The sequence below is a fragment of the Haloarchaeobius pelagicus genome (assembly GCF_051207375.1).
In the GTDB taxonomy this organism is placed as follows: Archaea; Halobacteriota; Halobacteria; order Halobacteriales; family Natrialbaceae; genus Haloarchaeobius.
The window spans coordinates 46,144-64,383 of the sequence record NZ_JBPJZD010000004.1; the positions used below are offsets into that span (position 1 = coordinate 46,144).

At 59.8% G+C, this 18,240-nt stretch carries 21 protein-coding genes and 5 pseudogenes; 8 read left to right on the plus strand and 18 right to left on the minus strand.

Annotated features, from left to right (window positions below; translation table 11 throughout):
- Positions 1 to 2: 2 nt before the first annotated feature.
- The 4 genes and pseudogenes from ACSC1S_RS21075 to ACSC1S_RS21090 form a co-directional block, all read right to left on the minus strand.
- Positions 3 to 233: pseudogene (locus ACSC1S_RS21075) on the minus strand (SPFH domain-containing protein); the annotation flags it as partial.
- Positions 234 to 348: 115 nt separating this feature from the next.
- Positions 349 to 564, minus strand: a complete 216-nt coding sequence (locus ACSC1S_RS21080) for a helix-turn-helix transcriptional regulator (RefSeq protein WP_435366153.1) — start codon at positions 562 to 564, stop codon at positions 349 to 351.
- Positions 565 to 624: 60 nt separating this feature from the next.
- Positions 625 to 840: pseudogene (locus ACSC1S_RS21085) on the minus strand (SPFH domain-containing protein); the annotation flags it as partial.
- A gap of 207 nt (positions 841 to 1,047) precedes the next feature.
- The gene (locus ACSC1S_RS21090) at positions 1,048 to 1,191 is read right to left on the minus strand and encodes an antibiotic biosynthesis monooxygenase (protein ID WP_435366154.1); all 144 of its coding nucleotides are present in this window, start codon (positions 1,189 to 1,191) and stop codon (positions 1,048 to 1,050) included.
- 199 nt (positions 1,192 to 1,390) lie between these two features.
- Between ACSC1S_RS21090 and ACSC1S_RS21095 the strand changes: the two genes are divergently transcribed.
- Positions 1,391 to 1,822 (plus strand): hypothetical protein, encoded by a 432-nt coding sequence (locus ACSC1S_RS21095; RefSeq protein WP_435366045.1) that lies wholly within the window; start codon positions 1,391 to 1,393, stop codon positions 1,820 to 1,822.
- A gap of 161 nt (positions 1,823 to 1,983) precedes the next feature.
- On the opposite strand, the gene ACSC1S_RS21100 is transcribed toward ACSC1S_RS21095, so the two are convergent.
- The 4 genes from ACSC1S_RS21100 to ACSC1S_RS21115 all read right to left on the minus strand — a co-directional run bounded on the left by ACSC1S_RS21100 (position 1,984) and on the right by ACSC1S_RS21115 (position 6,011).
- The gene (locus tag ACSC1S_RS21100) at positions 1,984 to 2,385 is read right to left on the minus strand and encodes a hypothetical protein (protein ID WP_435366046.1); all 402 of its coding nucleotides are present in this window, start codon (positions 2,383 to 2,385) and stop codon (positions 1,984 to 1,986) included.
- A 296-nt stretch (positions 2,386 to 2,681) separates the two neighbouring features.
- Positions 2,682 to 4,262, minus strand: a complete 1,581-nt coding sequence (locus ACSC1S_RS21105; protein ID WP_435366047.1) for an acetolactate synthase large subunit — start codon at positions 4,260 to 4,262, stop codon at positions 2,682 to 2,684.
- Entirely contained in the window at positions 4,259 to 5,620 is a 1,362-nt protein-coding gene (locus ACSC1S_RS21110) for an NAD-dependent succinate-semialdehyde dehydrogenase (protein ID WP_435366048.1), read from the minus strand. The genes ACSC1S_RS21105 and ACSC1S_RS21110 overlap by 4 nt, the downstream gene beginning before the upstream one ends.
- Before the next feature lie 172 nt (positions 5,621 to 5,792).
- Positions 5,793 to 6,011 (minus strand): DUF1328 domain-containing protein, encoded by a 219-nt coding sequence (locus ACSC1S_RS21115; RefSeq protein ID WP_435366155.1) that lies wholly within the window; start codon positions 6,009 to 6,011, stop codon positions 5,793 to 5,795.
- Between the two features lie 243 nt (positions 6,012 to 6,254).
- Here ACSC1S_RS21115 and ACSC1S_RS21120 point away from each other — a divergent pair, with 243 nt between their 5' ends.
- Complete coding sequence (locus ACSC1S_RS21120; protein ID WP_435366156.1) at positions 6,255 to 6,488, plus strand: amphi-Trp domain-containing protein; 234 nt, start codon at positions 6,255 to 6,257, stop codon at positions 6,486 to 6,488.
- On the opposite strand, the pseudogene ACSC1S_RS21125 reads toward ACSC1S_RS21120, so the two are convergent.
- The 9 genes and pseudogenes from ACSC1S_RS21125 to ACSC1S_RS21165 all read right to left on the minus strand — a co-directional run.
- Positions 6,423 to 6,614, minus strand: a pseudogene (locus ACSC1S_RS21125) (calcium:cation antiporter family protein); the annotation flags it as partial. The gene ACSC1S_RS21120 and the pseudogene ACSC1S_RS21125 overlap by 66 nt on opposite strands.
- A complete protein-coding gene (locus ACSC1S_RS21130; RefSeq protein WP_435366049.1) occupies positions 6,578 to 7,270 on the minus strand; it encodes a calcium:cation antiporter family protein in 693 nt (230 codons plus the stop codon). The gene ACSC1S_RS21130 and the pseudogene ACSC1S_RS21125, both read right to left, overlap by 37 nt.
- A 15-nt stretch (positions 7,271 to 7,285) precedes the next feature.
- Positions 7,286 to 8,080, minus strand: coding sequence for an HpcH/HpaI aldolase family protein (locus ACSC1S_RS21135; RefSeq protein WP_435366050.1), 795 nt, complete (start codon positions 8,078 to 8,080; stop codon positions 7,286 to 7,288).
- Entirely contained in the window at positions 8,077 to 8,268 is a 192-nt protein-coding gene (locus tag ACSC1S_RS21140; RefSeq protein ID WP_435366051.1) for a hypothetical protein, read from the minus strand. Before ACSC1S_RS21140 ends, ACSC1S_RS21135 begins: the two co-directional genes overlap by 4 nt.
- A 286-nt stretch (positions 8,269 to 8,554) precedes the next feature.
- The gene (locus ACSC1S_RS21145) at positions 8,555 to 9,598 is read right to left on the minus strand and encodes a DHH family phosphoesterase (protein ID WP_435366157.1); all 1,044 of its coding nucleotides are present in this window, start codon (positions 9,596 to 9,598) and stop codon (positions 8,555 to 8,557) included.
- Between the two features lie 250 nt (positions 9,599 to 9,848).
- Positions 9,849 to 11,042 (minus strand): site-2 protease family protein, encoded by a 1,194-nt coding sequence (locus ACSC1S_RS21150; protein WP_435366052.1) that lies wholly within the window; start codon positions 11,040 to 11,042, stop codon positions 9,849 to 9,851.
- Positions 11,042 to 11,800 (minus strand): mechanosensitive ion channel family protein, encoded by a 759-nt coding sequence (locus ACSC1S_RS21155; RefSeq protein ID WP_435366053.1) that lies wholly within the window; start codon positions 11,798 to 11,800, stop codon positions 11,042 to 11,044. The genes ACSC1S_RS21150 and ACSC1S_RS21155 overlap by 1 nt, the downstream gene beginning before the upstream one ends.
- A gap of 206 nt (positions 11,801 to 12,006) precedes the next feature.
- Entirely contained in the window at positions 12,007 to 12,234 is a 228-nt protein-coding gene (locus ACSC1S_RS21160) for a hypothetical protein (RefSeq protein ID WP_435366054.1), read from the minus strand.
- A gap of 257 nt (positions 12,235 to 12,491) precedes the next feature.
- Positions 12,492 to 12,797, minus strand: a complete 306-nt coding sequence (locus ACSC1S_RS21165; protein WP_435366055.1) for a DUF5789 family protein — start codon at positions 12,795 to 12,797, stop codon at positions 12,492 to 12,494.
- Between the two features lie 324 nt (positions 12,798 to 13,121).
- Between ACSC1S_RS21165 and ACSC1S_RS21170 the strand changes: the two genes are divergently transcribed.
- The 3 genes and pseudogenes from ACSC1S_RS21170 (at position 13,122) to ACSC1S_RS21180 (ending at position 15,459) form a co-directional block, all read left to right on the plus strand.
- Complete coding sequence (locus tag ACSC1S_RS21170) at positions 13,122 to 13,412, plus strand: oxidoreductase dimerization domain-containing protein (RefSeq protein WP_435366056.1); 291 nt, start codon at positions 13,122 to 13,124, stop codon at positions 13,410 to 13,412.
- Positions 13,413 to 13,450: 38 nt separating this feature from the next.
- Positions 13,451 to 13,603 (plus strand): annotated as a pseudogene (locus ACSC1S_RS21175) (SDR family NAD(P)-dependent oxidoreductase); the annotation flags it as partial.
- A 377-nt stretch (positions 13,604 to 13,980) separates the two neighbouring features.
- Positions 13,981 to 15,459, plus strand: coding sequence for an aldehyde dehydrogenase family protein (locus tag ACSC1S_RS21180; protein ID WP_435366057.1), 1,479 nt, complete (start codon positions 13,981 to 13,983; stop codon positions 15,457 to 15,459).
- A gap of 190 nt (positions 15,460 to 15,649) precedes the next feature.
- On the opposite strand, the gene ACSC1S_RS21185 is transcribed toward ACSC1S_RS21180, so the two are convergent.
- Positions 15,650 to 15,865, minus strand: a complete 216-nt coding sequence (locus tag ACSC1S_RS21185; protein WP_435366058.1) for a cation diffusion facilitator family transporter — start codon at positions 15,863 to 15,865, stop codon at positions 15,650 to 15,652.
- 336 nt (positions 15,866 to 16,201) lie between these two features.
- Between ACSC1S_RS21185 and sp36 the strand changes: the two genes are divergently transcribed.
- The 3 genes and pseudogenes from sp36 to ACSC1S_RS21200 all read left to right on the plus strand — a co-directional run bounded on the left by sp36 (position 16,202) and on the right by ACSC1S_RS21200 (position 18,225).
- The gene (gene sp36, locus ACSC1S_RS21190; RefSeq protein WP_435366059.1) at positions 16,202 to 16,408 is read left to right on the plus strand and encodes a Sp36 family protein; all 207 of its coding nucleotides are present in this window, start codon (positions 16,202 to 16,204) and stop codon (positions 16,406 to 16,408) included.
- Positions 16,405 to 17,421, plus strand: a complete 1,017-nt coding sequence (locus ACSC1S_RS21195; protein ID WP_435366060.1) for a DUF7972 family membrane protein — start codon at positions 16,405 to 16,407, stop codon at positions 17,419 to 17,421. The genes sp36 and ACSC1S_RS21195 overlap by 4 nt, the downstream gene beginning before the upstream one ends.
- 127 nt (positions 17,422 to 17,548) lie before the next feature.
- Positions 17,549 to 18,225, plus strand: a pseudogene (locus ACSC1S_RS21200) (IS6 family transposase).
- Positions 18,226 to 18,240: the final 15 nt, after the last annotated feature.

Here is an 18,240-nt window from a genome sequence, read left to right on the forward strand (position 1 = left end):
GGTATCGCTTCGAGCGTGTCCATTCCTTTGTCGATGATCGCGCGCTCGCCCATCGATTCGGCGGACTTCGCCCGCAGCACCGTCGAGACCGCATCGCCCTGTGTGTAGTCTTCGACCTCCAGGAACGCCTTCGTCGCGTCCATCACACGGAGATAGACGACGGCATCCGCTGTCACGGGAGAGTTGTCGCGGGTGATTGCCTCCTGTCGGGGCACGTCCATCGTCTGAATACGCCCCGAGTGGAGGCTATCGGCCCCGAGGACCGCCGTTGCGAGTTCGACGGCGCTCTCGGCCCGGCCCTCCTCACAGAGCTGGGTCACCCGGTTGGCGAGGGCGGTCATCTCGTGCTTACCTCGCTCGCATCGCGTCCGGGGCGGCCTCCGGGAGACAGACGATCTTCTCGCGCCCGAGCGGGGCGCGGACGATCGCGTCCCGCTGCTCCATCGAACAGAGCTCGCGGCTGGTCTTCGAGGGCGACCAGCCGGTCTGCTCTATGATCGCCTGCTGGGACATCCGCCCGCCGTGGTCCCGGAGCAACCGGCGGATGCGCTCATTCGGACCCACGAACTCCGCAGGGGCCGTGGTCCGGTCCTCTCCTCCGGTCGCGTCCCGGCGCCCGCCCCTGTCGAACGTGTACGAGCGCGAGACGAACGGGGGAACAAAGTTGAGGCCCGGCTCGAGCAAGCCGCGATACTCGCCGAACACGGTGAGCGCCTGTTTATCGTACGCGTCGACGAACCGCACTATCTGCCAGATCATGACGATTGCCAGCACCAGTACCAGCAGGCCGTCGATCGCGAATCCGATAGTGGAGGCCTGCAGCGGGGTCGGGTCGTACATGTGTTCTCCATTCGTTCTGTGACTGCATCAAGGGGTGATATTTTCACACACACACGGTTTACCATTATGTGGGTGACACAATCGGCAGCACCCGTGCTGGCCCACTCGAATCACGAACGGATGATGGGCACGCGACCTGTAGCCTGCAAGTTTGGTCGGTTACGCTGGCGGTCACTCGGGGGTCTTCGCCTCGAGCTCCTCGAGGAATTACACTTCCGGTTCGCTGATGACACCGAGTTCGCCCATCTTCTCCTCGACGTCGGACTCGTCCATGAACCGCTGGAACGCCTCCGCGCTCTCCCACTCACCCATCATCACGATCTCGTTCGGGTTGTCGGCCTCGCGGAACAGGCGGTAGTTCTCGGGGAGCCGTACTCTTCACGGGTGCTCGCGTGGGCGTCGAATCCCACGTTCCACGAGTCGTAGTCCTCGACGGTGTGCTTGAGACAGATTGTCGTCATCGTTTTACTTCATACTCACACAGGACATCCAGCCATGTGTATTGGCAGTATTTTCACGCTGGATAGGGTTACGAGTGACTGAGTGGCCCATGTCCAACCAGACGGGAACCGAGCTGAATACGTGTTCAATATTCAGCACAGTTGCCAAATACTATCACCGCTTGAGGGTTTCACCGAGGCCGTTCACGACGGAGTACGAACGTGAGAAAGGGCAGCTTCGAACAGTCATCCCGGCACTTCTCGCTGCGTACCCGGAGGTGGGGCGCGAGGAACTCATGATGGGCGAGAGACGCGTCTTGCAGGCGGAGAAAAGTGCCGTGCTCGACGCGATTCGAGTCGGTGTCGTCAGCGACGAGGTCGGTGAGCGTCTCCTTGAGGAGACGAACCTCAAGCTCGATCGAGTCGAGGCGGGCGAGTCCACTGTGATGGACGGGAGGAAGGGGTACGAGGTCTGGCGCGAGCGCGTGGGAGTTCGGGCTCGCGGTAGACGAGCCCGACGGAGATGCAGACAAAGCGGCTAGAGAGGAATAACGGTCGCTCGTCGTCTGCCCGAATGCGCTCAATAGACCCCTTGTGTCACTCACCAATCAACAATACGCTCCGCCCCTCCTGATGGTTGATGTGGGGAATCATCTTCATCGTGTTGATGATTGTCTCAATATCGCTCTGAGCGAAACTGCGTTCACTCGAGCGTCCGCAGCGTGTCGATCTCTCCGAGTTCCGTCCAGTCGTCATCGGGAGCGGCGTACCGCCGAACGACGGGCGTACTCCACCGCTCGTCATTGTATTCTGCGCGCAGTTCGTATCGGGCATCCTCGTCCGGTGGCCGAATTTCTAACAGAAGCCGTTCGTGTGGAGTGTACGTGATCGGATTGACCCGCCCGTGTATGGTGGTACCATCGGCGAGGGTCACGGACGCCTCCTGGAAGATATCTAACCCGGCGAGCGTCTCGATTAGATATCGGATTGCGTTCTCTGAGGTCAGCCGGTGTCCTTCGGTCTGCTTGAAAAACGTCGCGTCTGTAATCGGATCGATGCCTTCTGCTTCGAGTCGGCGGTTCTCCTGCTGGACTCGCATACTCATGAGCCGTTGTATCTCGCGCAATCGGAAGGCGATCGTCCGGAGCTCGTCTCGTGTATCCGATTCTTTGGTTTTGGGTGTCTCTCCACGGTTTGGTTGCTCAACCATGGTAGTGTATATCGCCCCGATGCCCAATAACAGTATGCGGACACCCGTTCTCCGGATATTGTGGAGCCGCGTGTTCCTCGCTTACTCCTCGTTCCCAGTCTCCACGTGATCTTCGACCCGGCGGCTGATACCGATACGGACCGGTCTCTCACTCATTAGTGGGTCCCCATCGGGAGCGATAGTTATCCCTGCTACCCAAGCGTGATTTCGACCAGGGACATCTCGTTCGCAGGAACAACACTTTCGAGGACTGTCTCCACCTCGGACCACGTCTCTGGCCGGTAGCTATCGATTCCGAAGCTCTCGCCGAATCGCTCGAAGTCGGGGTTCGTCAGTTCGGTTCCGAAGTGTTCACCGGTGTGTGCGACCTGGTTCTCCGAGATGAGGCCGTAGTCGTCGTCGTTGAACACAACGATCGTGTATCCGAGGTCGAGGCGGGTGGCCGTCTCGATTTCGGCCGCATTCATCAGAAACCCACCGTCGCCGGTCGCGACGACGACGTTCGCATCGGTCGCGAGATCGGCAGCGATTCCGCCAGGGACGGCGATTCCCATACTTGCCAATCCGTTCGATATGATGCACGTGTTGGGTTCGTAGGTGGGGAAACTCTGTGCGATCGCCATCTTGTGACTCCCGACGTCAGAGAGCAGAATGTCTTCGTCAGCCATCGTCTCCCGGAGGAACGGGAGCGCCCGTTTCACCGAAAACGGGTCGTCTGACTCGGGTTTTCGTTGCACGTCCGCGACGATCCGTTCTCGCAGGTCCTGACACCACTCCGGTCCAGACGCGGAATCGAGATGCATCCGTAGCTCTCGGAGGACCGTCGAGATGTCCGCGACGATTTCCACGTCCGGATTGTAGTGTCGGTATACTTCTGCAGGTTCGTGATCGACGTGGATGATGGCCTTATCGAGGTCGGTGTTCCACGAGCGAGGGTCGTGCTCAGCGATGTCGTAGCCGACTGCGAGTACACAGTCGGCCCGGGAAATCGCTGTCGACGCCTCGGACTGCGGTCCGGAACTGAGCGTCATCAGCGAATTCTCGAGACGATCCGAGACCGCCCCCTTTCCCATGTACGTCGCGACGACGGGCATCCCTGCGTGGTCGACCAGTTCGCGCAACCGGTTCGCGGTCGACGTTCGGACGGCACCGTTACCTGCTAACACCAGCGGGGTGTCTGCGTCCTCGAGGAGTTCGACGGCGTGGTGGAGCGACCGCTCGTCGGGGGCAGCCCGTCGCACACGTGGCCGAGTTGGGAGCGGCTCTGCATCGAGCTCTTGGGCTGCCACGTCCTCGGGGAACTCGAGGTGGGTCGCACCGGGTTTCTCGTACTCGGCGAGCTTGAACGCCTTGCGTACCGACTCCGGGATGATCTCGGCCTCGGTGATCTGTGTGTTCCACTTCACGACCGGCTCGAACATGTGGACGATGTCGAGGGCCTGGTGGCTCTCCTGGTGGAGGCGTTCGAGCCCTCCTTGTCCCGTAATCGCGACAACTGGGGACTTATCGAGATGGGCGTCCGCGACGCCCGTGAGAAGATTCGTGGCACCCGGTCCCAGCGTCGAGAGGCAGACACCGGCTTCGCCCGTCAACCGACCGTGAACGTCGGCCATGAACGCCGCACCCTGTTCGTGTCGCACCGGGATGAACTGGATGTCCGAATCCCGGAGTGAGAACAGCAGGGCCTCGAGTTCTTCTCCCGGGAGCCCGAACACGTACTCGACACCCTCTGTTTCGAGGCATCTGACGAGGAGATCGGACGCCTTCATCATTCCACCCAGACGGTCTTGCGATTGACGAACTCCATGATGCCCGCATTCGAGAGTTCGCGGCCGTAGCCAGACTCCTTGACCCCGCCGAACGGGACTCGTGGGTCGGACTTCACCAGCTGATTCACGTACACGTTACCGGTGTCGATCTGTCGAGCGAGGCGCTCACCGCGCTCGCGGTCTTCGGTCCAGATGCTCGCACCCAGACCGAACTCGGTGTCGTTCGCTTTCCTAATCGCCGCGTTCTCGTCTGGAACCTCATAGACGGCGGCGACGGGCCCGAACGTCTCCTCGGCGTCGACAGGACATCCCTCCGGGATTTCTGTGAGGATTGTCGGGGGATAGTACGCACCCTGCCGATCGAGGGGCACACCACCTGTGACGACCCGTGCGCCCGCCTCGACGCTCGCCTCGACCTGTCCATGGAGGTCTTCCAGGAGATCTTGACGGGCCTGGGGGCCGACGTCGGTCTCCTCGTCCATCGGATCGCCAACGGTGAGTGACGAGACCGCTTCGGTGAACTTGTCGAGGAACGCCTGGTACACGTCTGTGTGAACGATGAATCGCTTGGCTGCGATACATGACTGCCCACCGTTCTGGTTGCGCGCCCGGGCACCGATCTCCGCAGCAGCCGAGATATCGGCGTCGTCGAGGACGATGAACGGGTCGCTTCCGCCGAGTTCCAGCACAGTCTTCTTGAGGTACTCGCCCGCTGTCGACGCGACAGCCCTCCCAGCCGGTCCACTTCCGGTCAGTGTCGCGGCCCGAACGCGGTCGTCCGCGAGGATCCCCTCAACGAGATCCGACGGGATCAACAGTGACTGGAAGACCCCTTCGGGGTAGCCAGCCTCACGAAACACCTCCTCGATTGCCATCGAACAGCCGGGGACGTTGGAGGCGTGTTTCAGCAACCCGACGTTGCCCGCCGTCAGCGACGGGGCGGCGAATCTGAACACCTGCCAGAACGGGAAGTTCCACGGCATAACTGCGAGGACTGGTCCCAGTGGCTCGTAGACGGTTTCGACCGCCGCTCCCGGTGGACTGGGGTGTCCCTCGGGTTCCAGGTACGCGCTCGCGTGTTCCGCGTAGTGATCACAGCCCCACGCGCACTTTTCGACCTCAGCGAGAGCTTGCGAGACCGGTTTTCCCATCTCGCGGGTCATCGTTTCGGCGTACTTGTGCTTGTTCTCTCGCAGGACCTCACCGGCAGCCGCAAGCAGTTCTTCGCGTTCCCGAACCGGCCGGAGGCGCCAGTCTTCGAACGCTGCATTCGCCCGGTCGAGCGCTTCTTCGACCTCCAACTGGGTGTGGTCCGCGTACGATTCGATTCGCTCGCCAGTCGACGGGTCGACTACGTCCATGTCCGTGTAATTAGATGTGCAAGAGGTTAACTCACAGGGGTCCCGTCGGCGGCGCGGCGGAGATTGCACGCTGGCGACGGACTCGGTCATGAACGCGACCGCCATCTGTTTCGCTCTTTCCAGGTCGCCGGTCCGAGGGTTACGTGTCTCACCGAGCGCAGCTGGGGTGAGGCTACAGAACGAACGTGACGATAGCGAGAACGACGAAGATGATGACGAGCCACTTTGCGATATCCATACTGAGTCCCGCGACACCCCGAGCACCGAGCACCGCTGCGACGATCGCGAGAATCAAAAAGAGGACTGCGAGTTCGATGAAACCACTCCCGAACTGTAACGGCACCGCCTGGACCGAGACAGCGCTATCCAGAACTCCGTGTGATGCGATCATAGCATATCTACGGCTCTCAAGTATGTTAACCCCCGACATATTCATTCTCACCCTGTTTTTGAATAACCGGGTGACTCTGTCCGGGTAGAATCAATTCACTCGATTAATCAGCACACGACCTCATTCGGAAATTCGGGGCTACTACTCTGTCGCCAGCCGTATTGGATTGTACTGTGTCACGAGACGACTACGAAGCGGAACTGTCAGCTGGTCGGGGGGGAGATCGCATCCATACTACGCGGTGTGGCGGAGGGAATTCGCACAGGAGCCGTTCGGTTAGGCGATAGCCCGGATGCCGTGACTGTCGATACACCAGACGAACTCACGCTGGAAATCGAACTCGAAACCGAAGACGACGAGATGAGTCTGGAACACCATCGCGCCCGTGATATTCCCAATTGCGAGGGTATCTTTACCCTCACCGATCCAGATGACGGAATTGGATTTCTCGGGGAGTTCAGTGGCCAGCGGTGCTAACAGGAGGGCAATCAGCGCTGCGGGAACGTCCAGCACCTCCGTCGAGAAGAACTCAACCTCGGTCACGAACAGATGGGCACCAGCGATGATCACGAGCAGCGCACACACGGTCTGCGTGACCACCATCCACAGGGGTGGTCGTCGATGGGGACCATGGCCGATCCGAACGCCGGGAACGGTCGCTGGCCCTCGGTTAGTAATCCCCTGAGGTGCAGCCGATCGAGGTCGTCCCCGACGATACGCTGGCCGGCTGCAAGTGTTTGCTTGACGTACACGGCATACAGGGCGACGAGCCCGAGGGTAATACCGATACGGAGCCGGCGGGATGGAACGAACGCGGCCACCACCGCGAACGTGTATCCGACGAGGAAAAACGAGAGGTCACGCCGGAGGGCCGGCACGTCGGCCTCCAAAATCGGGCCGGCGACGCGACGGCTGCCGAAATACAGCACGCTCGCGCCGACCAAGGCCATCGCGATCGTCGCAAGCATAAACGGCGCGCCAAGGATGGCCCCAACGCTGATCGCGTCGGCAGCGGCCTGGTCCCCCCGACCGAGGAGGACCGAAACGATGGCAATCACGGGGATCATCGTCTCGGGTAACGCCGTCCCGACTGCGGCCAGGATGCTTCCGGTCGCGCTCTCGCTCACGCCGAGGTGATATCCGAACCACTCGACTGAATTCGTGAAGATCTCCGCGCCACCGAGGAGTAATGCAAACGCGCCGAGAAGCAGTCCGAGATTCAGCAGCGGAATCGAGAAAACTTCTACCGTTTGGAACATGGAGGTGTGTTCAATTCAACTGTCGTTCTGTTCGTAGGCATCGAACCAGCTAGTGACGGCCTGCTTGAGTGCCCCGGTCGTGCTCCCGAGGTTCAGCATCTGGTAGCCGTTCGTCGCTTTTTCGTTGACATCGTCCATTCCGAACCCGAGACCCGCAACGGGGACACCCACATCGATAGCTTTCGAACGAACCGTCTCGACGGCTTCCTGCACCATCGGATGATCGATCTCACCGGGGTGACCGAGCGACACCGAGAGGTCGAACGGGCCGATGAAGACGAATCCCAGGTCCGGGACGGCCAGGATGTCGTCCAGGTTCTCGATGGACGCCTCGGTCTCGATGGTCACACCGACGAGGGTTTCTCTGTCTTCGGTCGCAATGTAATCGTCAGCGAGACCCCAGCGAGACGCCCGAGGCGAGGCCAGTCCTCGATCACCGGGACCATCGTCGTAACGGAACCGTGCGGACCGAACCGCATCGCGGACTTCGTCGGCGGTTTCCACGCGGGGGAGTAACACGTTTCTCGCACCGAGGTCCAGCGCTTTCCGGACGAGCGTTGGGTCCGTATCGGGAAGTCGGAGAAGTACTTCCACGTCCGTTCGTTCGGTTGCCCGGAGCAGGTCTTCCAACTGACGTGCATCCCACGGGTCCGGTCCACCGTGTTCGAGATCCAGCCAGACGAAATCGACGCCGAGTTCACCGTAGAACTCCACGAGCGTCGGGCTGTACGTATTGTCGAGGACGCCGAGAGCGATACTGCCGTCGTTCAGGGTCGCGGCGAGGTCGTTGGCGGGCTGTGAAGCCTTCATAACCTAGTGGACGGGGTATTACTCTTCGGTACGATTCGGGCCTGGACGTCGTCGATCGCCTCTCGCACCTCCTCGCGGGCCTCACCACCCGCCTCTATCGACTCGTCAATAACCTCGTCCAACTCCTTGCGCACCTGGTCAATCGCCGTATCGACGCGCTTGAATCGGTCTTTCTTTTCGTTGCTCATCGCAAGTAGAGCATTCGGGACACTCGACTAATACAGGCCACATTTTCATAGCACACGAAGTTGTGATTAATCGAGAGACAGGTGGTAGTCGGACGACCGCTGAGTGGGTACGTCTCACTTCCACCGAGGATCTGTCGTGGAATCGCGATTGGTACAACCCATCGTCGTCGTCGTCGGACGTTGTTGTCGGTGAATGCAGAGCCCTCGACGGATCTGAAATACTGGTTTGACAATTCGACGTTGGGCCATCAGGCGTTTGTTCACATCACCGACTGGCTCAGCCGTCTCACTCAGTGGCTGATGGACTCGATTGATCGTCCGGTTCGTCGGTGAGGTTGAGCCCAGCCAAGAGACGAGCCGTGATGACTTGATCGACGATGGCGAGCAACTGGGTATCGTCGCTCGTGTAGTCGGCGAAGATGCCGAGCGGGACTTCCCCACCTGCCATCTCCCGATGACCGCCGGCACTACCGACATCCGCAAACGCCTCGTGGAGCGCGTCGCCGATGTGGACTCGTGCATCCGTCGACCGCGCACTGATCTGGATGGCCTCCGCGAGCATTCCGAAGACGATGGCGGTATCGACACCCTCCAGTGTGGCGAGATAGTCGGCGGCTTGCGGTAACGCATCCCGCTCGTTCGTCCGGCCGACGTGAGTGATGAGTACCGACCCTCGTACCGTTCGATTCTGGATGGCGGTCGCGATGGCGTCGACGGTCGCCCCACTGACCGATGGTGAGGACAACTGCCGGAGCAGATCTCGATCGGCGTGGTCGTGGAGATACCCCGCCGCGTCGTACTCTGCCCGGGTCGCTCCCCGAAGGAAACCGAGCGTCTCACGGCGAATCGCAAACAGGAGCGCCGTTGCGAGCGTCGTATCGAGATCGATGGCGAGTTCCCGGACGTACTCCGTGAGGATCGTCGCAGTCGCTCCGACGGCCTCGCGGTGGTCGACGAACTGGGCGTCGATTTCCTCACTCGGGTGGTGATCGATGACGATGTCCACGGGGGTCCCCTCTGGGACCCGGTTGTTCGCGCCCGGGACCGCGTGATCGACGAACGCAAGCAGCGATCCCTCATCTCGATTCTGAACGGCAGCAGGATCGAAGGGTTCGAGATCGATGTCGAGCAGATTGACGAACGCCCGATTCTGCTGATGGGAAATATCGCCACTGTAAAGCACCTGTCGCGTGTCGATTCCGGCAGCAGCTGCAATCCGGCCCAGAGCGAGTGCACTTGCGAGACAGTCCGGATCGGGATTGTTGTGACAGACGATAGTGAGTTCGCTTGCTTCGGAGAGGAACTCGTAGAGTGTCTGAGCCGGACTCATCGTCCTGTATTTCAGCGGCCAGAGTGAAAGAAGTAGCGAGAGACGTTTCACAGGAGCACGACCTGTGCCATCCCAGGTTGGCGTGACCACGGCAGTTCCTGGAACGCTGCTTCCGGTGTCTCCGAAACGGCAATCTGCTGTTGGACGTCGATCGTGGATTCTTGCATACAGTTACCACATCTCCCGTCGCGTGAATCCCGAGAATAGACGTGCTGTGGCGTGTCCTGGGGGGCTCGAACGCATATCTACATTATGGTCCGGACGCAGATACGTCACCGGTACCAGTCATCGGCAGAGATTGTTCGCGCTCGCCAACCGTACCGATACCCCGCCGTAATTCGAGTGCGCTCGCGTAATCGGCTTGCGAGAGGACCCCGACGACTGAGCCGCCCTCCTCGACGAGGGCATACGACGTCTTCGAGGCGCCGAGTTCGACGAGTGCGTCGAAGGCGTCCGCCGTCGCCTGCACGGTTAGCGGTTCTTCGGCCATTACGTCGGCAACCGGAGTGGTTGCACGGTTGCGCTGGTCGACGTCTGTCAGGTGTTGGAGTGAGACGATACCGACAGTGGCGCCTGTCTCGTCGGTGACGCCGAACTCGGTTCGGCGGTCGACGAGCATCTGATCGACGAACTCCGCGACCGTCGACGTGGCCGGGATGGTGCGTAGATCACGTTTCATGATGTCCGCGACGGTGACTCCAACGAGCAGATCCTCGAGTGCCGTCGTGCGTGATTCGGAGGTCGCCGCCCCGTAGATGAACAGGGCGACGAACAGGAGGATGACGTTGAACGAGAACACGCCGATCACGGCGAACACTATGGCGAATATGACGCCAACACGTGCGGCGATCCGGGTGGCCTGCCCGTACGGGCGTGTCCGAGCGAGCAGCGCCCGAAAGACCCGCCCGCCGTCCATCGGGAACGCCGGAACGAGGTTGAAGATAGCGAGCGTCACGTTCACGACGGCGAGCCAGCCGACGACGAACAGTACAATGGGGAGCGACGTGGGGATGATCTGCAACAGGATGTAACAAACGACTCCGATCAGGACACTCGTGATGGGACCGGCGATGGCGATCCAGAACTCGCGGTTCCACTCTCGGGGGATCGATGCCATACTCGCGACGCCGCCGAAGATCCAGAGCGTGATCGACTCGATGGTCAAGCCGTACCGAAGCGCGACCCACGAGTGGCCCAGTTCGTGGAGGGTCACGCTCACGAACAGCCCAACCGCTGCTGCCGCACCGATGAGCCAGGGTGTCGTGCCCTGGCGCAGAACGGCAACGTCGAGTGAGGACCCGGCCAACCCATCGATGATCCCGGCGTAGAGGGTGATCTGCTGCCCACTTCCGATCAACCACGCGAGGATCGGGAGAAAGACTATCAGCGAGATGTTGATGTTGATGGGGATGCCCCAGATGCTGGTGAGGCGATAGCTACGCATTACTCTCCACCGTCGGGGGGACCCTGCTCACCGCCGTCGGCCTGGGCCGAGTTGTGCGGCGTCGGCGTCCCGGCGGATGCGCGCCCCATCCAGCGGTCAATGTTCTCCGCAACGTAGGTGTGGCCGCCCCAGCCAACGGCGATGCCGACGCCGATCGCGACGGCGGCGGCGAGTCCCCACGCTAACGCGTTGGCGAAGACGAACAGGATGCCGACATCGACGCCCATCGTGTCGAGCCCGATCACGATCGAGGTGAAGTAGAGGAACAGCCGCGTGCCCTTTGCGAACCACGAGGTGTACTCCGTCTGAGTGCCCCCCCGGGTTCGCATGATTGCGTCACCGATGAAGTCCGCAACGACGAACCCAAGGACGACGACTAACAGTCCGGCGATGAACGCCGGCAGATACGAGACTGCCGTCGAGATCCACTCCGACAACAGCGAAATCGCGAGCACGTTTGCAGCGGCGAGGATCGCTAGCGCATAGACGAACCACTTCGCGAGCGTCCCGAACGCGTTCGAGACGGCGGCCTCGGTTCCCCCGAGGATGCGTCCAATCGGCGTTTCGAGTACCATCCGGTCTAACTCGACCCGGTCAGCTACGTTCCGAACCACCTTGGCGGCGGCAACTCCGAGTACCCAGCCGATTAGAAGGACCACGAGCGCGCCGATCAGTCGGGGAAGAAATGCCACGATCCCCGCGACCGTCTCCTCGAGGAACGCCGGGACAACTAGTTGGAGTACGTGCGACTGTAGCATGATCGAGATATACGTCGCTCAGAGTCATGAAGAGGCGACATTTTCACACCCTACGGGTTTTTGATTATGTGAGTCACACGCCGGGCGTGGCACGTCCTACTGCCGAGTTCGCTCGTGTTCTGGAGCGAGATCCAGAAACACGTCGTCCTCCGCACCACACCGTGGACACGTATGCACGAAGTGGAGGCCGTCCTCATCGCGCTTTTCTATTCGCCATTCTCCCGGTAGGCGGTCTGCCCGTCGCCGACTTCTTCGAGGACGAAGTTAGGGTAGACACCGCCGGTCGCGTGGGGGGTCATCGCCTCGTGCATGTCGCGTGTCCAGGCGATACACTCACTCGTCCTGCTCGGGCCCCCCCACCGCGTGTGGAGGACCATCGTGAACTCGAAGTCGCGGTGAGGGTACGCCGTCGCGTCGACGAGTCGCTTGTTCATCGCTCCACCGAGATGCGGGATAGCAATCTCCGTTCCTGGGGGGGATGGATTTTCCGTACTGCAGGAACGTCTCTATCGTGCCGTCGGTCAGCTCGTGCTCCTTTCAGCCGTCCCGTGTGTGCATCCATCGACCGTCTCACGACTGTTCGTGGTCGGTCGTAGTTCTACCGTCTACGACACGTGTCAAAAATAGGTGAAGATGACCTCCGACGTAGTCGGTCAACAGGCACTCACTCTCTGCGGCTACGACGCATTCTTCAGAACGAAACGTCGGCTTCGTCCCTGGGCCCCACCGCTGCTGCGGAAGGGTTCGTGCCACGATCGTCGTAGTATTTGCGGCCAATATACTCATCGCTCACGTTACCAATGATGGTCGTGAACAACTCGTCGGCCGAGGCGTACGTCTCTTGGCCGACGTGACCGATGATCGTCGAGATCGTTTCGGTCTCCTGAGCGTCCGGGGCCTCAATTTCGGTCGCTCCGAGCTGCTCGATGACCGAGTGTTGATCGATCGGAAAGCTGAGTTCGTCTTCGAGGGATGCGAGTACGTTACGTATCTTCATCAGATACCCGGATAACCGTTCCCCACCCACCTAAAGGGACAACAATTTACAAACCGAGACGTTTTTTGATTAACTGAGTGACTGTACTTGCCACACCGTTGGCGGTGACACGTACGCCCCTGGACTGCTCAAGCACGGTGTACCCGGTGAACTTCGGTGAGAGTATCTCGGAGATATCCATGGGTAACTCTCTAGCGTGAGGGGTGTAGGACGGTTATGCCTGTCCCAGCCCTGATATTTGAGGGAGGGACGCGCGAAGTAGTGTTTGAGTGAGATGTCTACCTGCGTCGACCATATGCATTGAGAGAGCCAGTCTCAACTACTGTGAGAGTTTACGAGCTGGGGACCTGCGCCTACGACGACACGGCGCTCGGGGGAGTGCTGCGTAACGAAGAGGGATTCGTGAAGGCCATTGTGGGGAGCGACAACGAGGTTCTCGGCTGTCACATCATCGGCCCGGAGGCATCAACGATGATTCACGAGGTACGCACGGCCGTCGCAGCGGGTGCCGATGCAGAGCTGATCGCAGAGACGATCCACGTCCACCCTGCCATCTCGGAGGTCGTCCAGGGTGCGTTCCGCGACGTGTGCGACGTGGCTCCCTCCGGTCTCTGATCGAGCGTCGGGGCAGCGGGCAACGTTGGTCCGACGTCATCGAGGACCTGGGCGCCGAGCCGGTCGTCGCAGATCTGACCGGGGACGTCTCGCACGCCGTCGATGGAATCGACGCGATCATTTTCGCCGCGAGTTCGGGCGGCGAGGACGTGTGGGGCGTCGACCGCGACGGTGCGACCAACCTCATCGACTCGGTCGTCTCCATCGTGACTGTGGAGCTGAGCGCAGACAGTCGCTCCCAACGACCACCCCAAGCAGGGCTATCGTCGCAACGACTTGGCGACGTGAGGGAGTGCCAGTGATGACTTGTCCTCTTCGGTATCCGAGTGCGTGAACGTTGCACTGCTGGGCGTCCAAGCAGCCCACATCCGGATCAGGAACTATTGGTTTTGTTCAAATGCCCAACTTCTGATAAAACTAGCGTCCAAGAGACAGGGCGCGAATTGGGCGGGTGCAACTCAGACTCATACGGGAGTGGTCTTGTCGCATTCCGTTACTCACTTCCTCAAAAAGATACGAGACTGAAAAAACGAGGGGCGTTATATCTGTATAAACGTAATTTCACATGATGTCCTTAGGAGATAGCATAGCAGGTTCAGAGTGGGATCAGATGTATATTGACGGTGGGTGGGTCGATGCCACCGGTGGCGAGACGCTCGAGGTGACAAATCCGTCGACACAAAAAGCGTTTGCCGAGGTGCCCGCAGCGACAACACAGGACGTGGATGCGGCCTACGAGGCGGCTGGGGAAGCACAGCCGGGCTGGGAGGCTACTTCACGCGCCGACCGGAACGAGCTCGTTAAGACAGCACTCGACACGCTCAGGGAACGTTCCGATGACCTCGTCGAGCTACTTGCGCGCGAGGGCGGGAGTGCAAGTGGAAAGGCCAAGGGGGAACTCGCCCTCACGCAGAGTGACTTCGAGACCGCACTCGACCTCGCCCCGCCGGAGGAGGAGGTTAGAGATTCGGCGTTCGTCGAGGGCAAGCGCCACCACATCGTCGAGGAGCCGGTCGGCGTTGTCGGTATCATCTCGCCGTGGAACTACCCCGTGCATCTGACCACCCGCGCACTGGCCCCAGCGCTCGCGCTCGGGTGCACAGTCGTCGTCAAACCGGCCTCGGATACGCCGATCTCCGGTGGGCTCTTCTTGGCAGAGATCGCTGACGAGGTCGGATTCCCGGACGGCGTCGTGAACGTGGTCACCGGCCGGGGGGCGGAAATCGGCGACCGTATGGCGGGCCACCCGGTGCCACGTGTGATTTCTTTCACCGGCTCGACCGCTGTCGGCAAACGAGTCGCCAGCCAGGCCGGCAACAGTATCACCCTGCCCGCTCTCGAACTCGGCGGCAACGGCCCGAACGTCGTCACCGAAGACATCGACGTCGACAGGGCCGCTCGGATCGGAGCGGTCGGGTCGTTCACCCACCAGGGACAGGTCTGTATCTCGATTAACCGGCATATCGTCCACGAGGACGTCTACGACGACTACGTCGAGAAGCTCACTACGTACGCGAACTCACTCGACATGGGTGATCCGACCACGGACGACGTCGACCTCGGACCGCTGATCAACGAGTCCCAGCTCGACAGTATCACGGAGTTCGTCAACCAGTCCATTGAGCAGGGTGCGACCCTCGAAACCGGTGGCGAGGCCGACGAATTGTTCTTCGAGCCGACGGTCCTCTCCGGCGTGACGAACGAGATGGCGGCTGCCTGCAACGAACACTTCGGTCCGGTTGCACCGGTGATCCCGGTCGGCTCTGACGAGGAGGCAGTCGAGGTTGCGAACGATACGGAGTACGGGCTTGCGGCTTCGGTCCAGTGTGAGGACGATGCCCGGGCGCGCTCGCTGGCCGACCGAATCGAATCCGGGATGGTCCACATCAACGATCACCCAATTCAGGACGAACCCAATGCACCGTTCGGTGGACTCAAGCAGTCGGGTCTCGGTCGGTACAACGACGAATGGGTACGGGACGAACTTCTCGAGGAGAAGTGGATATCGGTCCAGCACGACGAACGTGAATACGGTCTGCTTGACTGAAACTCGGAGCTCGACTAGTAAATTCAGCGACGCCGGTCGCTGCTGACCCTGTCAGGGGGCAGGACCTTGTTTCGAGATGCTGAGACGAACCAACAGTCGTGCTGCATACGACGCGCGTATTTCAGGACCCAAGGCACTCCTCAGTGAGACAGTAGGTGGCCACTGCACGAGCTCAAATGGCGAAATACAGTCACAGTTCCGGCTCGATGTATACCAGCTTTACCCGATTGTCGATGCCGATGAGTGCCTGTTCAATCTGCTTGATATCTTCGTCAATGTCGCCGGTCACGAGCTTTGGGTCGAAGCTCACGTCCGCGGTGACGAGTACCGTTCCAGTCCCGATGAACATCGTCCGGAAGTCATCGAGATTTACAACACCGTCGTGGGACTCGACGGCCGTGCGCAACTTGCGTTCGACGGCTGCGGAGAGACTCTCTCCAATGATGAGCCGCTTATTTCTCCGAGAGACGAACCGGCAAATTGGCGGTGATGTTGGGCGACCGGAAATCGGATGTGAGTCGTTTCCCCCCACCGCAGGACACGTTCGACCCGTTCCAGACGGGGAGGCCCCCGTTTTCTCTGAGTGAAGACAACAGACTACAGTACCGTGCTGACTACACCCTCCGTATGCAGCACGGCCGCTTAGACCTATCACCGGATGAGGGGTTCAACAGGGCCGAAACATTCCCTTCATCTCGGTGGTGGAGCGGGCTATAGAGGGCTGCAGTACCTACTAGTAGTAATGTCCGAATCAGAAACGACCCGCTGGGAGTACGAGACGCTTCGCCCACCGCGCGATGAGACCCAAAAAGAAGCAGAAGATCCGAAAGCGGAGTTGAATCAACTCGGTGCAGAGGGTTGGGAGTTTGTGGAGACGATCGACTACGAGGGAGGCGGCACCAAGTACCTCGTTTTCAAGCGACCTGCCCGATCGAGTGAGCCAGTATGACTGACGAGACCGACATCAGTACGGCCAACACGATGCGTGAGCGCGCGGGAGAGAGTCGGGTGAAACTCTGGGTGCTGCTACGCGCGAACCGCCTTCTCGTCTCCAGTGTCCTGACCAGTGCCGTGTTCGTCGTATTCGTTATCGCCGTCGCTGTCCTCCATCCACCGTTTTCACAGCAAATCGAGTCCGGTGACATGATCGACACGATGTTCTCGACGATGATCACGGTCATCGTGACTGGGACGACACTCGTCGTCACGATCGGTCAGCTCGTCCTCACCCAGGAGAACGGCCCGCTCGGCGATCAACGCGAGCGGATGGCCAGTTCGATGGATTTCCGGGACTTTACTGAAGAATTGATCGGGGCTCCGAGTCCTGTCGATCCATCCGAATTCCTCCGGCAGATCATCGGAGTCACGGCACAACGGACTACGGCTCTTCGAGAGTCAATTGGCAAGAATGCTGACGAGAACCTCCGAGAAGAGGTCGATGAATTCGCTGAAAGCGTCACTGGGAACGCTGACACGGTACGAGACCAACTTGAGGGTGCACAGTTTGGCTCGTGCGATGTGTTATTCGCCGCACTGAATTTCAATTATAGCTGGAAGATCTTCCAGGTTGAACGTCTCGCGAACGAATACGAAGAGAGCCTCACTGAGGAGGAACACGGCTTGCTTGACGACCTCAAAACAGCGCTGTCTCTGTTTGGTCCAGCGCGCGAACACATCAAGACGCTGTACTTCCAGTGGGCACTCATCGACTTGTCTCAGATGATTCTCTATGCTGCAGTCCCGGCAGTGGCCATTGCGGGTATCATGGTTGCGATCGTCGATGCGGGCACGTTCCCGGGAAGCACACTTGGTTTCGATCACATCATCCTCGTTGTGGGCGGTGCGTTTGCGGTGACACTCGTTCCATTCATGCTGTTTGTCTCGTACGTCCTTCGCATCCTCACCATCGCGAAACGGACACTTGCCATCGAGCCGCTGCTCCTCCGCGTATCACAACGTTGAGGCGTTATAGCTCCGCTTGGCGCTCGTCCGGGATTTTGATCTATCGCTTATCTGTCGGAGATTGTTGATGTGGCACTGTCTAGATAAGCCAGTTTGAGAATCGAGCAAGTCCTAGAGTTAGTTCTTGATGCTACTCTCAGACTTGCTCAAACAGAGTTTAGACACGGCTACGCTTGAATGTTGGCAGCGAGAGAGGACGGCAACGCCCGTCAGGGCGTTTGCCGTCCGACTCCACTCGGCAGGACTTTCACTCAGAGAAACAGAAGCAGTTCTTCAGTTACTCGGCGTAGAGCGGTCGTTTCAGGCCATCTTTCAATGGTACATCGGCTATCTGATAGCGCTCCGAACCCGCCGAAGGCGAAGCCGAAGCGGGTCGCGGTCGACGAGACCGCTATCAAAATCAATAGTCAATGATCTTGGCTGTATGCTGCAATAGACCTCGACACAAAGTTGATTCTCGACGCTACGTTGTTCAAGCGTCACGGCACGAATCCAGCAGCTGCGTTCCTGTTTGGGCTCGCTGAGAAACACGATCTCTCAGACGCTGTGTTTCTAGTAGATCAATTCGGCTATCGGACTGCCCTGGCTCGGTTAGGATTAAACGGACGGGTCGACTACACCGACCGAAACCTGATTGAAAAGTGGTTTCAGACACTGAAGATGCGAGTCGACTGTTTCCACAACTCATGGGTGGGCAGTCGGTTGAGCGTTCGACGGTTGCTTGCGATGTTCGTGCATTACTACAACGTTCAGAGACCGCATCAGTCGCTCGACGGAAGAACGCCAGCTCAGGAGGTTAACTAGACAGTGCCGAATCGC

Excerpts from the sequence above, each read along its gene's own strand:
- ACSC1S_RS21180 (WP_435366057.1), top strand. The coding sequence starts at position 13,981 with ATGTCCTTAGGAGATAGCATAGCAGGTTCAGAGTGGGATCAGATGTAT.
- ACSC1S_RS21150 (WP_435366052.1), bottom strand. The coding sequence starts at position 11,042 with ATGCGTAGCTATCGCCTCACCAGCATCTGGGGCATCCCCATCAACATC.
- ACSC1S_RS21110 (WP_435366048.1), bottom strand. The coding sequence starts at position 5,620 with ATGGACGTAGTCGACCCGTCGACTGGCGAGCGAATCGAATCGTACGCG.
- ACSC1S_RS21115 (WP_435366155.1), bottom strand. The coding sequence starts at position 6,011 with ATGATCGCATCACACGGAGTTCTGGATAGCGCTGTCTCGGTCCAGGCG.
- ACSC1S_RS21140 (WP_435366051.1), bottom strand. The coding sequence starts at position 8,268 with ATGAGCAACGAAAAGAAAGACCGATTCAAGCGCGTCGATACGGCGATT.
- ACSC1S_RS21195 (WP_435366060.1), top strand. The coding sequence starts at position 16,405 with ATGACTGACGAGACCGACATCAGTACGGCCAACACGATGCGTGAGCGC.
- ACSC1S_RS21105 (WP_435366047.1), bottom strand. The coding sequence starts at position 4,262 with ATGATGAAGGCGTCCGATCTCCTCGTCAGATGCCTCGAAACAGAGGGT.
- ACSC1S_RS21160 (WP_435366054.1), bottom strand. The coding sequence starts at position 12,234 with ATGAACAAGCGACTCGTCGACGCGACGGCGTACCCTCACCGCGACTTC.
- ACSC1S_RS21130 (WP_435366049.1), bottom strand. The coding sequence starts at position 7,270 with ATGTTCCAAACGGTAGAAGTTTTCTCGATTCCGCTGCTGAATCTCGGA.
- ACSC1S_RS21135 (WP_435366050.1), bottom strand. The coding sequence starts at position 8,080 with ATGAAGGCTTCACAGCCCGCCAACGACCTCGCCGCGACCCTGAACGAC.
- ACSC1S_RS21100 (WP_435366046.1), bottom strand. The coding sequence starts at position 2,385 with ATGAGTATGCGAGTCCAGCAGGAGAACCGCCGACTCGAAGCAGAAGGC.
- ACSC1S_RS21095 (WP_435366045.1), top strand. The coding sequence starts at position 1,391 with ATGTCCAACCAGACGGGAACCGAGCTGAATACGTGTTCAATATTCAGC.
- ACSC1S_RS21145 (WP_435366157.1), bottom strand. The coding sequence starts at position 9,598 with ATGAGTCCGGCTCAGACACTCTACGAGTTCCTCTCCGAAGCAAGCGAA.
- sp36 (WP_435366059.1), top strand. The coding sequence starts at position 16,202 with ATGTCCGAATCAGAAACGACCCGCTGGGAGTACGAGACGCTTCGCCCA.
- ACSC1S_RS21155 (WP_435366053.1), bottom strand. The coding sequence starts at position 11,800 with ATGCTACAGTCGCACGTACTCCAACTAGTTGTCCCGGCGTTCCTCGAG.
- ACSC1S_RS21165 (WP_435366055.1), bottom strand. The coding sequence starts at position 12,797 with ATGAAGATACGTAACGTACTCGCATCCCTCGAAGACGAACTCAGCTTT.